The sequence below is a fragment of the Thermogemmatispora sp. genome, from assembly GCF_019683635.1.
GTDB lineage: Bacteria > Chloroflexota > Ktedonobacteria > Ktedonobacterales > Ktedonobacteraceae > Thermogemmatispora.
Genome location: NZ_JADGIA010000048.1, coordinates 1 through 13,458 on the forward strand (window position 1 = coordinate 1; position 13,458 = coordinate 13,458).

General features: G+C 59.3%; 10 protein-coding genes. 7 read left to right on the forward strand and 3 right to left on the reverse strand.

Annotated features, from left to right (window positions below):
• Positions 1-52: 52 nt before the first annotated feature.
• The 3 genes from IRZ31_RS07665 (at position 53) to IRZ31_RS07675 (ending at position 3,952) form a co-directional block, all read left to right on the forward strand.
• Entirely contained in the window at positions 53-1,435 is a 1,383-nt protein-coding gene (locus tag IRZ31_RS07665; RefSeq protein WP_297151922.1) for a helix-turn-helix domain-containing protein, read from the forward strand.
• A 478-nt stretch (positions 1,436-1,913) separates the two neighbouring features.
• The gene (locus IRZ31_RS07670; RefSeq protein ID WP_297151925.1) at positions 1,914-2,846 is read left to right on the forward strand and encodes a hypothetical protein; all 933 of its coding nucleotides are present in this window, start codon (positions 1,914-1,916) and stop codon (positions 2,844-2,846) included.
• Between the two features lie 50 nt (positions 2,847-2,896).
• Positions 2,897-3,952 (forward strand): hypothetical protein, encoded by a 1,056-nt coding sequence (locus IRZ31_RS07675; protein ID WP_297151927.1) that lies wholly within the window; start codon positions 2,897-2,899, stop codon positions 3,950-3,952.
• A gap of 58 nt (positions 3,953-4,010) precedes the next feature.
• On the opposite strand, the gene IRZ31_RS07680 is transcribed toward IRZ31_RS07675, so the two are convergent.
• Positions 4,011-5,387 (reverse strand): helix-turn-helix transcriptional regulator, encoded by a 1,377-nt coding sequence (locus IRZ31_RS07680; protein WP_297151929.1) that lies wholly within the window; start codon positions 5,385-5,387, stop codon positions 4,011-4,013.
• 489 nt (positions 5,388-5,876) lie between these two features.
• Between IRZ31_RS07680 and aroC the strand changes: the two genes are divergently transcribed.
• Positions 5,877-7,040 (forward strand): chorismate synthase, encoded by a 1,164-nt coding sequence (gene aroC, locus IRZ31_RS07685; RefSeq protein ID WP_297151933.1) that lies wholly within the window; start codon positions 5,877-5,879, stop codon positions 7,038-7,040.
• 154 nt (positions 7,041-7,194) lie between these two features.
• On the opposite strand, the gene IRZ31_RS07690 is transcribed toward aroC, so the two are convergent.
• Positions 7,195-7,692: a Fur family transcriptional regulator gene (locus tag IRZ31_RS07690; protein ID WP_297151936.1), complete on the reverse strand. Its 498-nt coding sequence runs from the start codon at positions 7,690-7,692 to the stop codon at positions 7,195-7,197.
• Between the two features lie 277 nt (positions 7,693-7,969).
• Here IRZ31_RS07690 and fdhD point away from each other — a divergent pair, with 277 nt between their 5' ends.
• From fdhD to IRZ31_RS07705, 3 genes are all read left to right on the forward strand, one after another.
• Positions 7,970-8,851 (forward strand): formate dehydrogenase accessory sulfurtransferase FdhD, encoded by an 882-nt coding sequence (gene fdhD, locus IRZ31_RS07695; protein WP_297151939.1) that lies wholly within the window; start codon positions 7,970-7,972, stop codon positions 8,849-8,851.
• A gap of 55 nt (positions 8,852-8,906) precedes the next feature.
• Complete coding sequence (gene mnmE, locus IRZ31_RS07700) at positions 8,907-10,334, forward strand: tRNA uridine-5-carboxymethylaminomethyl(34) synthesis GTPase MnmE (RefSeq protein ID WP_297151942.1); 1,428 nt, start codon at positions 8,907-8,909, stop codon at positions 10,332-10,334.
• Positions 10,335-10,408: 74 nt separating this feature from the next.
• Positions 10,409-11,632 (forward strand): hypothetical protein, encoded by a 1,224-nt coding sequence (locus tag IRZ31_RS07705; protein WP_297151945.1) that lies wholly within the window; start codon positions 10,409-10,411, stop codon positions 11,630-11,632.
• 251 nt (positions 11,633-11,883) lie between these two features.
• On the opposite strand, the gene hisS is transcribed toward IRZ31_RS07705, so the two are convergent.
• Positions 11,884-13,179 (reverse strand): histidine--tRNA ligase, encoded by a 1,296-nt coding sequence (gene hisS, locus IRZ31_RS07710; protein WP_297151948.1) that lies wholly within the window; start codon positions 13,177-13,179, stop codon positions 11,884-11,886.
• Positions 13,180-13,458 lie beyond the last annotated feature (279 nt).

The following is a 13,458-nucleotide window of genomic DNA, read 5'->3' on the forward strand; positions in this document are numbered from 1 at the left end:
AAGCAAGCATACTTTCGAGAGAGCAAGCGGAATCTCGGAAAGGAAAGTCCTTATGCCGTCGACAGAAACTGCGAACGTGGGTAAAGCGGTTGCTGCCCGAGTGGGCACCAATATCCGTGAGGTGCGCACGCGGTTGGGCCTCACCCAGGCGCAACTGGCGTCGCCCGAGTTCTCAATTTCATATATCTCCGCCATCGAGCGAGGTAAGATCCGCCCTTCGCTCAAAGCTCTGTCTATTCTCGCCCGGCGGCTCGATGTCCCGCTTACCTTCTTGTTAGAAGGCTCGCCCGCGGGCGCGGCTGAGGCGCGAGCTGTTGGCTACTCGCCGGCGGACTCCGGTCCTGACCAGCGGGTCGAGGTCGATCTCTTGCATGCTGGCATCCTCATCCAGCAGCAAGCCTACGAGCAGGCGACGCAGTTGCTGGCGCCCCTCCAGCCCGAGCGTCTCACTACCGACCAGGCTTTTCGTCTCTATCTGTTGCGGGGCCTGATCCATCTTGGGGCTGGGGAATATCAGGAGGCCGTCGTGGATCTGCGGGCCGCAGTCAACCAGGGCGAGGGCATGAATGAAATCGAATACAGCGAGCGTGCGCGCAACTACCTCGGCAAAGCTTACTTTCTCCTCTATAACTACACGCTCGCCTTGGAGAACCATCAGCGTTGCCTGGAAGTCATCGAGGCTGGTCAGATTAAGGACCCGATCTTTGCTCTAGAGGTCTTTAGCAATCTAGCGAATGACTACTTCCGCCTCGGCGAGCTGGAGAAGGCGGTGACTTTCTATCATCGTGCTTTGGAAACCCTTGATGAAGTCTATCGCGATAGTCGGGCCTTCGCCCGTCGCTATATGGAGATCAGTCAGCAGTATCGTAGCGCTGGCAAACTGGCAATGGCTCGCGACTATGCGATGCGCAGCCTGGCCATCTACGAGATGCGCGATGAGCAGCGTCTGATGGGTCTGACCCATCAGCAGCTTGGCAAGGCCCTGGAGAAGCAAAACGATCTGGCCGGGGCTGAGCAGGAATATCGTCACGCTATTGAGATCGAGCGCGAATTGAGTGATGAGGTGGCTGCCTCACTCTGTCATACCAGTTTGGCGGAGCTGCTGCTGAAGGAAGGGAAGCTGGTCGAGGCCGAGCGTGAAGCCCAGGAGGCTCTCAATCTGGCTCGTGCCAGTCAGGACCCGCGCACGCAGGGGCAGGCCCTGATTGCTCTGGCTCAGATCCGTCACCAGGAGAGTGATTTCTCTGGCGCTGATGAGTTGTTCCATCAGGCCCTGGACCTCCTTGATCGGGCCAATGCCCACGAGCTGGCTGCCAGTGCCTACTTCCGCTATGCGAATCTTTTAGAGCAGCGGGGTGAGGTGCAGCGTAGTCTCAATGCCATTAAGAAGGCCTATGAGCACCAGCGCCAGGGGAAGTTGGGTGATCTAGAGTAGCCTGCCTGGCCCACTACCGCCCACATGAGGCGGGCAGTAGGACCGGGGCTACTCTTCTGCCGCCTTGGCAGATCTTATAGCCCTGGCGGAGACGCTGGCTGTTGACCCGGCTGACCTGCCCAAAGTTGTCGTCGGCTGGCAGCGCTGCCAGCCGCCTGAAGAGTTGTTCGGTTGCTGCCCGTTCGGACCCCTGGCCTTCTCGTCCAAGGCGCTCCCACCGCGGCGCTGCTCCTGCGCGCCACGGTGGTCCTCTCTCTCCCCCTTCTTTTATCGTCGTTCCTGATGCACTCCCCACCTGACATTAGAGAAGATAAGGGGCATCATCCTCCATTGCGTTGTGGAACGCTTCTCTGTGCTCTGTCTCCTTGCTTGATGGCTCAAAAGCAGATATACTGCTGTGAGATCCTGCCCACGCTCACACTGCCTTCGGGAGAGAGGCTCCGCCTGATCCTAAAGTCTTTAAAGGGGAATCTTGAGCATGTCATTCACGGCCCGTGACCTAAGATATGAGCCGGAAAAAAGCTTTCCAGCGCTGGAAGCTTTCCTCCGGCAGCGGGCTCAGCGCTACCTGGGGCCGCTGCAGTACGATGCTGAAGAGGTCGACCTGGTGGTCAATCACGTGGTCGAGCGTCTGGTAACCTTGGGCCTGCTGGGGGGGGGAGACCGGCAGCCTGAGACAGTGCTGGATCGCCTGAGCGAACCCCAATTCTATGCTTTCCTCAATAATTGTGTGCGTCATAAGGCGATCGATCGCTTGCGCCGTCAACACCGACAGATGCTCCCCTTTTCGGCCCTGCAAGAGAGCGAGGAGTACCAGGGCGAGGCCGATCCTTTGGGCGAGGTCACTACACCGCTATGGGGCGTGGCTCCCTTTGCTCATCCTGAAGAAGCGGCCCTGGCTGCCGTGACTCAGCAGGAGCTGCGCATCTTGTTGAAGCACTGTATTAAAGCGCTCGCCAGTGCTCCACGCCAGCTGCGAGCAGTGTTACAGGAACTGGAAACGGTAGGGGCTGTGGATCTGGCTCGCGAGGTGGTAGAGGAACTGCAGGCGATCTCTATCACTCTCCTTCCTGCTGAGACTCCCCTGGCTCACCTGAGTCAGCATCGCGACCACGCTTATAAGAAGCTCCGCGCTTGCCTGCAGTCACTGAGTTCCAATTTGGCGGTTGTTGTTGCTCTGCGTCTAACAGAGTATGAGGCTTTGCTCTCATCTCGTAGCAACGAGGCTAGCGGCGAGATAGCGATATCGATACAGGATCTGGTGAGCCAGGGGCTGACGCTGGCCGAGGTCAAGCAAGGGCTGAGGCAACTGACTTTCGAGGGCTTGCTGAACTGGCATGAGGGGGATGAGGTCGTGCATCTTGATGCTGCTCGCCTCCGCCGGTTGGCCCGTTACTATCGGGTCGAATAGCAGCAAATCGTGATTTCCCCCCAGATCAAGAGGAAGGAAGGAGGTTGTGAATGAGCAACCACAACAACTATGAGAGCGAAATGAACCAGCCACATCCGGGTTCTTCTGGGGGACTGGCACGTTGGTTGCAGGAGTTGATGCTACCCCCCAATGCGCCGGCTCCTTCCCCCTCATCTCCAGGCGAGCAGCTCACTTTGCTCCAGAGCAACGACGACCACCTGCTCCTCTATCAGCAGATACCTGATTTTTGTGAATCACTGCTTCGACATGATAGTCAGGTTTACCTTCGTTATGCTGGACTTATCTATCATTTGATTGGTTGTTCGCTTTGCCGAGGCGCCTATGTGGAAACCTACGCTGCGCTGGGGAAAACCCTGGTGGATCAGCCTCTCTCGCCTGAGCAGGAGGCCCTTTTGCGCCCTCCGGCGACCGTTTCGCCAGCGCCAGCGCGGTCTCTGGTGCATCTCTGTCAGGCCCTCATTCGCCAGGCAGAGCTGCTGTTGCGTCAGGCTGAACGCGAGCCGGAGCGCGAAGATGCCCTCGTCGCGGCCCGGCAGCTTTTGCAGCGAGCGATCCGCCTGAGCGTTGGCCTGACGCAACAGCGCGAGCGAGCCTTGCACGATTTGGTACGCGTGGCCAGTCTGGTAGCCGGGCGCGAGGGACCACCTCGTGAACCGCCGCTTTATGCCTACGAGCTGCGCCAGCCCGGTCCTGTGGCGCGCTCTGTGCGCAGGAGCATGGCCCCTTTGGCGAGTGCGGGCCTATCTGGCCAGCAGGCGACCCCGGCGGTGATCCTCTTGCAGGCTGGTCCCTATGAAGGCAGAATAGAGCAGGAGGACGACCTCCTTGTTCTCTTCCTTGAGGGATTACCCCCGGAGCTGCATGGCCAATACCTGGAAGCAGCACTTCCTCTCGGTACCCTTGTTGAGGCTGTGGAGTGGTTCGGCGGCAGCCCGCAAGCAATTCGTTCTCCAGAGACGGTGGATTCCCAGGGCCGACTGCGCTTCCCATTAGGGCGCACTTCACTCCAGCTGAGCAAGCCAGAGGAGCGCAACATGCTTGAAGTCGCTTTCATGCGCCTTGAATTGCGCCCCTGCCCGTCCTGATGAGGAGCAAACACTAACCTTGAGCAAAGACAGAGGTGGGGAGAAAACGGATCTCCGTTCAGGGACGAGTGCGGTGCTGGGCGATCTCGTAAGCACGACGGAAGTAGAGAAAGGCTTCACGTGCGTTCCCTCGTCCCTCAAGCAGGTGAGCATAAGTGCTGTAGTATTCAGCGAGCTGATCGCGGTCAATATGGAGGCGCTCCAACAGAACAAGCGCCTCGCGACAGAGTTGATCGCCGTGCTCGTATTGGCCCTCCTGGTAAGCGAGCTGGCCGAGAAGAAAAAGGGCCTCGGCCTGAATGAGGTTGTCGCCAAAGGTGCGCGCCAGAGCCAGGGCCTGCTCGCTGTAACGTCTGGCTTCTGCCAGCTGGTGCTCATGATGAAAATGCCAGCGTGCCAGGTGAAAAGCAATGCTAGCAGCCTGCAGGGGCTCTCTTGCCCGTTGCTGCAGATCTTCTAAGGTCGCAAGCGCTTGGCGTCGGCTGGCCTCATCCCCGCTCTGCAAACGGGCGTGATAGAGCAGATGGGTCATCTCGCCTTGTAAACGGCTGAGCCATCGCTGTGCCTGAACCGCCAGGGCTTTGTGAGCGCTGAGCAGAGCCAGTGAATAGTTACCCTGACGAGCATAGCCTGCGCTTAGCTCGGTGTAGGCCTGTTCGGGACGTTGAGCAGGCATCACTGCCGCCTTCTCGCTCAGCGCTGCTGCCTGTTTCAGAGCGGCGATCGCGCGTTCGTTGTCGCCCCGTTTGAGATAATACTGTCCAAGGTCAAGATGGCATCGAATTAATAGAAAGTAATCTTTCGGCGTGATTTTGTCGGAGATATTGATACTTTCATTATAGAAGAATTCTGCTAAATAATAATTTTGCATAGAGAAATGTACAAGACCAGAAAAATAAAGAATACGAGCTTTTAAAGGAGAAGGTTCATAATCACTTAGAAGCTGGCGAGACTCTTCGAGGGAGCGCTCAGCCTCGGAAAGGCGTCCGACGGAGAAGGCGGCAAGGGCAAGAAGATAATAGACCCGCGCCTTATCCTGGCGCGGGAGCATGGTACTGATCAAATCATACAAGGCGGCGGTGGCCCGGGCCAGCTCGCCCTCATGAATCCAGATCTCGCTCTCCAGTAGCCGCAGGTGCAGTTCATCCTCGCCTGCGGGGGCATGCCGTCCATCACGGGCGGCTACAGCTGGCTGAGCAAGGGGTCCACCTCCAGTCTCGGCCAGAAGCTGAGCGGGGGAAACGTTCAGCCGGCTCGCCAGGATCTCCAGCGCCCGAATGGAAGGTTGAATCTGTCCGCGTTCAATGGCTGAGATGTAGCTGACGGAGAAATCTTGACCTGCCAGTTGGCTCTGAGTCAGTTTCCTGGCTTGCCTGATCGCTCGCACTCTTGCCCCTACTGAAGACCCGAGGTGGTTGGGCGTCTTTGGTGACATAGAACCCTCCTACGTACAGCACACTCGTGAATATGAATGGGGAGTCAATAAATAGATAACTTCCTCATAAAAGAGATTGTAAATTCTTTTTATTGTTGTGTCAATAGCAAGGAAAAATCAGCATGCAAAAAAGTCCCTTTCTTGTGTTACAACTAAAGCTGTCTCACGCTCATGGTCTCATGAATGAACAGCGTATTGCAGCAGTCATCGCAATGCTATGCACAGTTCAATCGAAATTCAAGCAGGGGCTTCCCTCCGCTTTAAGAGTGCTGTCTGGTAGCCGATCTGCCTGAACTGTGTATCAATCTCTCTCTATGAGAAGATAGCGCAGAAGCTCTCCACCGCTGGTACTATCTTCCCGTGCCCCTTTGCCCCTGCCTGACGGTCTGCTCTCAATGAAAACCAGAGGGTCAGCGTCTCCTACTGACGGCCTGCCCTCTTTCCCTGTATAATCAAGGCAACCTGGACTTTTGGGAGGGTGAGTCTATCATGTTTCGCTTTCTCACCGCGGGTGAATCGCATGGTCCCTGCTTGACTATCATCGTTGAAGGGCTGCCTGCCGGACTAGAGATCGATCGCGAGGCTATTGACCGTGATCTCCGTCGTCGCCAGGGTGGCTATGGGCGTGGAGGACGCATGAAGATCGAGAAAGACAGCGTGCGTTTTCTCTCTGGCATCCGGCATGGGCGGACCCTTGGTTCTCCGGTGACCATGCAGATTGAAAACCGTGACTGGGTCAACTGGCAGCAGGCGATGAGTCCTGAACCGGTGGAGGAGCGGCCCGAACCGGTGACGCGCGTGCGCCCCGGTCACGCCGATTTTACAGGAGCCATGAAATATGGTCATCGCGATGTGCGCAATGTGATTGAACGGGCCAGCTCGCGCGAAACCGCGGCGCGTGTGGCTGTAGGGTCTCTCTGCCGCCAGCTGCTTCAGCCCTTTGGGATCTCCATTCACAGTCATGTTCTGGCCATTGCCGACGTAGGCTATGAGGAGCCGCGTCCCCTAACCCGCGACGCCTATCCCCCGAGCCTGTGGGAACAGGTAGAAGCCTCACCGATGCGCTGCGCTGATCCCGCCTTGACCGAGCGTATGATTGCTCGTATTCTAGAAGCAAAGCGGGCTGGCGACACCTGCGGTGGGGTCTTCGAGGTCGTCGCCCTGGGGGTCCCGATCGGGCTGGGCAGCTATAGTCAGTGGGATCGACGTTTGAGCGCGCGCCTGGGTCTGGCCATGCTCAGCATTCCGTCGGCCAAGGCTGTCGAGATTGGTGCGGGACTGGAGGCGGCGCGGCGCACTGGCTCTCAAGTGCATGATGTGCTGCGACATGGGGCTGACGGAAGCTGGTACCATGTGACGAACAACGCTGGGGGCATCGAAGGAGGGATCACTAACGGCGAGCCACTGGTGGTACGTGTGGCGCTCAAACCCATCCCTTCTCTGGCTCATCCGCTACCCGCCGTCGATCTGGCCAGTGGCGAGAATATTGATCAGACCCGCTATGAGCGCAGCGATGTCTGCGTAGTGCCCGCCGGTGGCGTAGTCGGTGAGGCGATGATGGCCATCGTCTTGACCGAAGCCCTCCTAGAGAAGTACGGAGGCGATAGTCTGGAGGAAATGCTGCGCCATTTCCAGGCCAGCCAGTCGGCTTAGAGCAGGACCGGACCAGGCTGGGCTGGGCTGAAGAGAAGGCGCCGCAAGCGCCCGCCGCCAGCGTGAGCGAGGAAATGGGCCGGAGGGGAACCTCGTCGCTCGGCGCCCACAGCTATGCTGCTTGCTCGCTCCAATCTGGCAGGCGCTGTGGCGTTCAGCTCTCGTCTGGGGTGCTGGTGCTCTTCATCCCTGCGGTCGGCTCGTCTGCTGAAGGGAAAGATTGTCTTTTCTGCCAGCAAGCCTGACAGTAACCGCTGGCCACCAGGTCCAGCGTTAGGCCGTGAAAGCCGTACTGCTGCTGCAGGTCTTCATGCAGATTGCCAAGCAGATTCTCGTCGAGATGGATAATGACGTGGCAGCCACGGCAGATCAAATGGTGATGGGCCTTGCCCGGCGCGCGCTCGTAGCGTGGTGGCTCCCCCGGAAGACGGTTCTCTCGCACGAGCCCTAGCTCCTTGAGGAGTTCGAGCGTGCGATAGATGGTTGAGAGGCTGACCGCGGGATTTTGCTGCTGAACGCGCTCGCTGATCTGTTCAATGCTTAGATGGGCGTCTGCTTCGTGAATAACGTTCAAGATCATCGAGCGCTGCGGCGTGAGACGGTAGCCGCGCTTGCGCAGAAGCTCGCTCGACGACTTGACATAGTGGTGCATTGCTCAAACCTCGACCTGGGATCGACCTGAGCTGGGCTGTCCTCTGCTCACTAGGACAGCCTGACAGCTCTCTTCGCTGCGTGAGAAATACCTTGACGGATCGGGTGCGCGACCTTGCCTGAATCCTAGCATGGCCAGATGCGGGGCGTCAATGAGGACTGGTGAAGGCCGATGGCGGAGTAGGAGAGAGTGTGAGGCCCTACCTGCCGTTGTAGGTGGGCCAGCTCATCTGGCGAGTGCCTGGTGAGGGCGCGGTACGATGAAGGAGAATGGCACCATGACTGCTACCCATTTTTGGCGCTCTATCGTTGATCCGCTGCGCGTCATGAGTGCGCGCGTGCTGCACTGGGAGGAAGAACGTTCTCAGCCACGCGAAGAGGCGCTGGCCGTCGAAGAGCCGCTGGAGGTCCGGCTTAACCAGCGCAGTCTCGCGATCATTATGCGCACCCCTGGCCACGATCGCGAGCTGGCCCTGGGCTTCCTTTTCAATGAGGGCCTCATTCGCTCGGCGCAGGAGGTGCTGCGTGTTGAGGAGGCCCTCGACGCCGATGGCCTTCCACTGCCCAACGTCATAGAGGTCACCCTGCGCAGCAGCGAAGCCCAGGCCGAGCAGGCCAGTAGTGGAGCCGCTTGCCAGGCTACCTTTGAGCGTCATTTCGCGGTCTCCTCTAGCTGTGGATTGTGTGGCAAGAACAGTATTGCGGATCTGCTCAGCTCGCTTACTCCGCTAGAGCCAGATAGGCTGCGTTTGCGAGCTGAGACGCTCTACATGCTGCCTGAGCGGCTACGGGCGGCCCAGGCTGTTTTCTCCCATACTGGTGGCCTGCATGCAGCGGCTCTCTTCTCCCTCCAGGGGGACCTGCTGCTCCTGCGCGAAGACGTCGGGCGACACAATGCGGTGGACAAGCTCGTGGGCTATGGCCTGCTCCAGGGCACCTTCCCCTACCGCGAGCACATGCTCATGGTCAGCGGGCGGACCTCGTTCGAAATTATACAGAAAGCTCTCTCTGCCCGTATCCCTTGCGTGGCCGCTATCTCGGCACCATCGAGTCTGGCTGTGGAGCTGGCGGAGCAAGCGGGCATCACGCTTGTGGGCTTCCTGCGGGGACGTTCAATGAACGTCTACACGCACCCTGAGCGTCTGCTAGCCGCTGGCTAGAGTCCTCTTGCGTGTCAGAGAGGACGGGACTATAATGCGGACTATGCGAGGAGCCATGCAAAGTGACACCATAGCAGCGATCGCTACCCCTCCTGGTGTGGGTGGCATTGGCATTGTGCGCGTGAGTGGGGAGGCAGCTTTCTCCATTGTGCTCCCGCTCTTTCGCCGTCCCGGTGGGGAGCAGGCGCTCCCACCCTCGCATCAGCTCACCTATGGGCGGATTGTTGACCCGCGGAGTGGTGAGGTGCTCGATGAGGTGCTGGTGGCTTTCATGCGTCGGCCCCACACCTATACCCGCGAAGATGTGGTTGAGATTCAGGGACACGGCGGGCCGCTCGTCTTGCAGCGTATTCTGCGCCTCGTGCTGGAACAGGGGGCACGGCTTGCGCAGCCGGGCGAGTTTACCCTGCGTGCCTTTCTCAACGGACGCCTCGATCTGGCGCAGGCCGAGGCTGTCATGGATGTCATCAGCGCCCGCACCGAGGCGGGGTTGCAGCTGGCCATGCAGCAGCTGCAGGGGCGCGTGTCGGCCCGTTTGCGTGAGGCCCGGCAGACTGTTCTGGGCGTCTTAGCGCGCATCGAGGCGAGCATTGATTTCCCCGAAGACGATATTCCGACTCCTCGCGCCGACGAGCTGCGTCCCCACATGCTGACGGCCCTGCGCATGATAGACGAATTGCTGGCCGGGGCAGAGCAGGGGCGCCTCTATCGTCATGGCCTGCGCACCGTCATCATCGGTCGCCCCAACGTCGGCAAGTCAAGCCTCCTGAATGCCCTGCTGCGCAGCGAGCGCGCCATCGTTACACCGATCGCCGGTACAACCCGCGATACGGTGGAGGAAGTGGCCAATCTCCGAGGTATCCCTCTCCACCTGATCGATACTGCTGGTATCACGCCTACGGACGACCCAGTCGAACAAATTGGCATTCAGCGCAGCCGTGCCGCCGCCGAGAGCGCTGACCTGGTGCTGCTGGTCTTCGACTGCGCTGAAGACTTTACTGCTCAGGACCGTCAGGTCTGTGAGGAGCTCCAGCGTCTAGGTTTTGGTCAGGAGGGCAGCATGACGACCAATGGCCGTGCCGGACGCCCGGTGATTCTGGTGCTGAATAAGATCGACCGCCCGCGCTCACTGCCGCTTGAGCAGGTGCGTCGCTTCTGGCCCGAGGCTCCGCTGGTCATGACTTCAACGCTGACGGGCGAGGGATTGAGCCAGCTGGAGGAGACGATCGCCAATCTGGTGCTGGCCGGCAGAGCGCTGCAAGGCGATAGCGTGCTGGTGACGAACCTGCGCCACCAGGAAGCCCTGCGCCTGGCCTCTCAGCATCTGCAGGCCGCCCTGGCTACACTGGAGCAGGGCCTGCCCCTCGATTTTGTCTCGATCGATCTACAGGCTGCCTGCCACGCCCTCGGCGAGATCACTGGCGAGACTGCCAGCGCCGACCTGCTTGAGCGCATCTTCAGTGAATTCTGCATCGGTAAGTAAAATACGCTTTGTTCTTTGTGAATTGATTTATTTGTAATAGTCTCTGAAGAAGGAAAATGATATTCAGGAGCAGTATGAAGCGATCGACGCTGCTTATCGCTGTGGTTCTTGTCCTGAGCAGCGTCGTCCTGACCGCCCTGGCTTACCGGGTGGCGCTCACGGGTATCGTAGGCGATGAGGCCACGCCGACGCCGGTGCCGCTTGCCCAGCGACCGACACCAACTCCCTCGCCAACGCCGGTTTTTACGCCGACGCCGACCCCTTCGCCGACCCCCTCGCCGACCCGTGATCCGGCTACCGTCCTCGGCGTTGAGGGACGTACCGCTGCCGCTGCTGGGGGCATTGCCTGGGTTCGTCTGGGGGACCGCAGTTGTGGCGCTGCTGGTTTGCAGGGCAGCGCTCTCAAAAATGCCATTGCCAGCATGCATGCTGCTGGTTTCCATGTCTTGCTGACGCTTTGCCAGCCAAGCGCGGGCCCCCCACGTCTCTACGATCCCAACATCATCCAGGATGCTGCTTCGGCAGGAGCGGATGCCGTGCAATGCGGCAACGAGCAGATGAAGCTTGACGCCTGGACGACCTATGTCACCCCTGAGCGCTTTGCGCGCTTCTATGATCTCTGTGCCCAGGCTGTGCAGACCTATGACCCTGGCGCCAAGATCATTCTCGGCTCGGTCGATCCGCTGGTCGTGCCGGACGACTACAGCAAGCTCATGGTCCGTGTCGCCTATCTGAACGAGATGCAGACTGCCATGAATACCCTCGTCCATCCGGGAGGCCACTGGAGCTGGCGCACGCAGACCCTGGGTCTCATCGATAGCTGGCACAATGGTTATCCGGGCGATTACGTCAATAACCTCTACGGACTGCTGGCCTTCTGGGCGCAACAGTTCGGCATTGATCTCAACAGTGGCAAGTTGGGAGAGCACATCTGGATCGTCGAGGGCACTGGCTGTTTTCAGGGCTGCGGCCTCAACGTCTACAATCCGGCTGAGATCGCCATCGCTCATATTCTGTCACTGATTAGCGATGTGCGTACGGCGATGAGCTACCGTGTGCCCTTCTTCTACTTCAGTGGGCAGGACTTCATCATCGATGGGCAGCTCTGGCCGATCGGCGTGGTAGATGTTGGGGGACATCCCAAGCCCTTGAGGCAAGATCTGGGGATGGGTGCGCGTTCGCTGACGCTCAGCTGTCCACGGGGAGCGATTCAGGTCCAGACACAGCCAGCCTTGCTCGGGGCACTCTATCGCGGTTGCCAGCTGCCGGCGAACTATCGGAGCGTGCTGGCAAGCTAAAGGCAGCGCCTGGAGCCAGTTGCTGACTGGAGCCAGTTGCTGAGTTGATCCCGCCTACCTCGCCCGGCCAGGTTGCCAGCCAGAATGGCTCTCCCGGGCGCGGATCTGGGTGAGCAATAACACTGGGAGCACCTCTCGATAAGAACCGACAAGGGAGGCTGCTCACCGCCAGGAAGGGAATAGCAGCAGTGAGCGGGGAGAGAAGGCCGCTCGTAAGGAATGCTGCGGCGCTTCTCTGCTCCTCGCTCGTCTCAGACCTGGAGATAGCGCAGGACTTCTGAGCGAGGAACGGCTATCTGTCGTGCCTCCTCAGCACCCTCGGCGCGCAGAGAGCGGACAGTCACCAGCCCCTTGGCCAGCTCCTCCTCTCCCATGATCAGGGCATAGACAGCGCCCGAGGTATTGGCCTGCTTCATCTGAGCTTTGGGACTGCGATCGCCATAGCTCATCTCTGCTTTGATGCCGGCATGTCGCAACTCAGCAATCAGGCGAATTGCCGCCTCTTTGAGGGCCGGCTCCTTGCCCATGTAGACCACAAAAGCCCGCGGCCTCTCAGGAAGAGGTGGGGTGATTCCCTGGCGCTTCAGCTCCAGAATGACGCGCTCGATACCCATGCCAAAACCGATGCCGGGCGTAGGAGGGCCGCCCAAGAGTTCGGCCAGTCCGTCGTAGCGTCCCCCACCGTTGAGAGCCGTATTGTCCATCTCTGAAGTGAACTCGAAGACCGTACGCGTATAATAATCCAGACCACGCACAAGTAGAGGATTCAGCTCGAAAGGCACCTCGTAGAGCTGCAAGAAGCGCTGTACACGCTCGAAATGCTCGCGACACTCGTCACAGAGGTAATCAACACTGTGGGGGGCAGCGGCGATCTTGGCCTGATCTTCAGGCTCTTTGCAATCCAGCAGACGAAGCGGGTTCTTCTGGAAGCGAGACTGGCAGTTGTAGCAGCACTGATCAAGCAAAGGGTGATAGTAAGCGCGCAGAGCTTCCACGTAGCGCGGGCGGCAATTTGAATCACCGATGCTATTGAGCTGAACGCGGATGCCTCGCAGCCCGAGCTGGCTGTAGACCTGATAGAGCAAGGCGATCAGCTCGGCATCGATCGCAGGATCACTCTCGCCGATGGCCTCGCAGCCGAACTGGTGGTGCTGGCGGTAGCGCCCGGCCTGGGGGCGTTCGTGGCGAAACATTGGCTCGCTGAGGTAGTAGAGCTTGACGGGCTGAGGCAGCTTGAACATCCCATGCTCCAGATATGCCCGGACCACACCCGCCGTTCCCTCGGGGCGCAGGGTCAGACTCTGGCCGTGACCCTCCTTTCCTGGGCGATCCTCGAACGTATACATCTGGTGCTCAACCACGTCTGAAGTTTCGCCAGAGGTCTTGAGAAAGACCCCTGTCTCTTCCAGAATGGGCGTCTCGATACGGCGGTAACCATACAACTCGGCCACAGCCGCGGCGGTCTGCTCCACGAAGCGCCAATAGGGCTGCTCCTCGGGCAAAATATCGCGGAAACCCTGCAGGGCTCGGTACTGTTGTGCTGACATAGTCCAGTTCTTTCGCGCCTCCAGATCGGAAATGCACAGCCTATTATAGCAGATGATGTCCAGAGGAGGAGGGCCGAGGGAAGTGAGGCAAAGGACTGGGAAGAGAGGGTTATCATCAGCTTCCGCGGCGAAGCCGTAAGCGGCGGTCTGTTACTCTTGAGCTAAAGCAGGCGTTACACTCATAGTTAGTTGAGGGGAGGACCAGCTGGCCTGTTGGGTGCTCACAGGAGGTGAGCGGTGGGGAGCCTGAAAGAGCTACGTATAAGATCCGCGGCGTGG

Coding starts and splice junctions, on each gene's coding strand:
- IRZ31_RS07665 (WP_297151922.1), top strand. CDS start 53: ATGCCGTCGACAGAAACTGCGAACGTGGGTAAAGCGGTTGCTGCCCGA.
- IRZ31_RS07670 (WP_297151925.1), top strand. CDS start 1,914: ATGTCATTCACGGCCCGTGACCTAAGATATGAGCCGGAAAAAAGCTTT.
- IRZ31_RS07675 (WP_297151927.1), top strand. CDS start 2,897: ATGAGCAACCACAACAACTATGAGAGCGAAATGAACCAGCCACATCCG.
- IRZ31_RS07680 (WP_297151929.1), bottom strand. CDS start 5,387: ATGTCACCAAAGACGCCCAACCACCTCGGGTCTTCAGTAGGGGCAAGA.
- aroC (WP_297151933.1), top strand. CDS start 5,877: ATGTTTCGCTTTCTCACCGCGGGTGAATCGCATGGTCCCTGCTTGACT.
- IRZ31_RS07690 (WP_297151936.1), bottom strand. CDS start 7,692: ATGCACCACTATGTCAAGTCGTCGAGCGAGCTTCTGCGCAAGCGCGGC.
- fdhD (WP_297151939.1), top strand. CDS start 7,970: ATGACTGCTACCCATTTTTGGCGCTCTATCGTTGATCCGCTGCGCGTC.
- mnmE (WP_297151942.1), top strand. CDS start 8,907: ATGCAAAGTGACACCATAGCAGCGATCGCTACCCCTCCTGGTGTGGGT.
- IRZ31_RS07705 (WP_297151945.1), top strand. CDS start 10,409: ATGAAGCGATCGACGCTGCTTATCGCTGTGGTTCTTGTCCTGAGCAGC.
- hisS (WP_297151948.1), bottom strand. CDS start 13,179: ATGTCAGCACAACAGTACCGAGCCCTGCAGGGTTTCCGCGATATTTTG.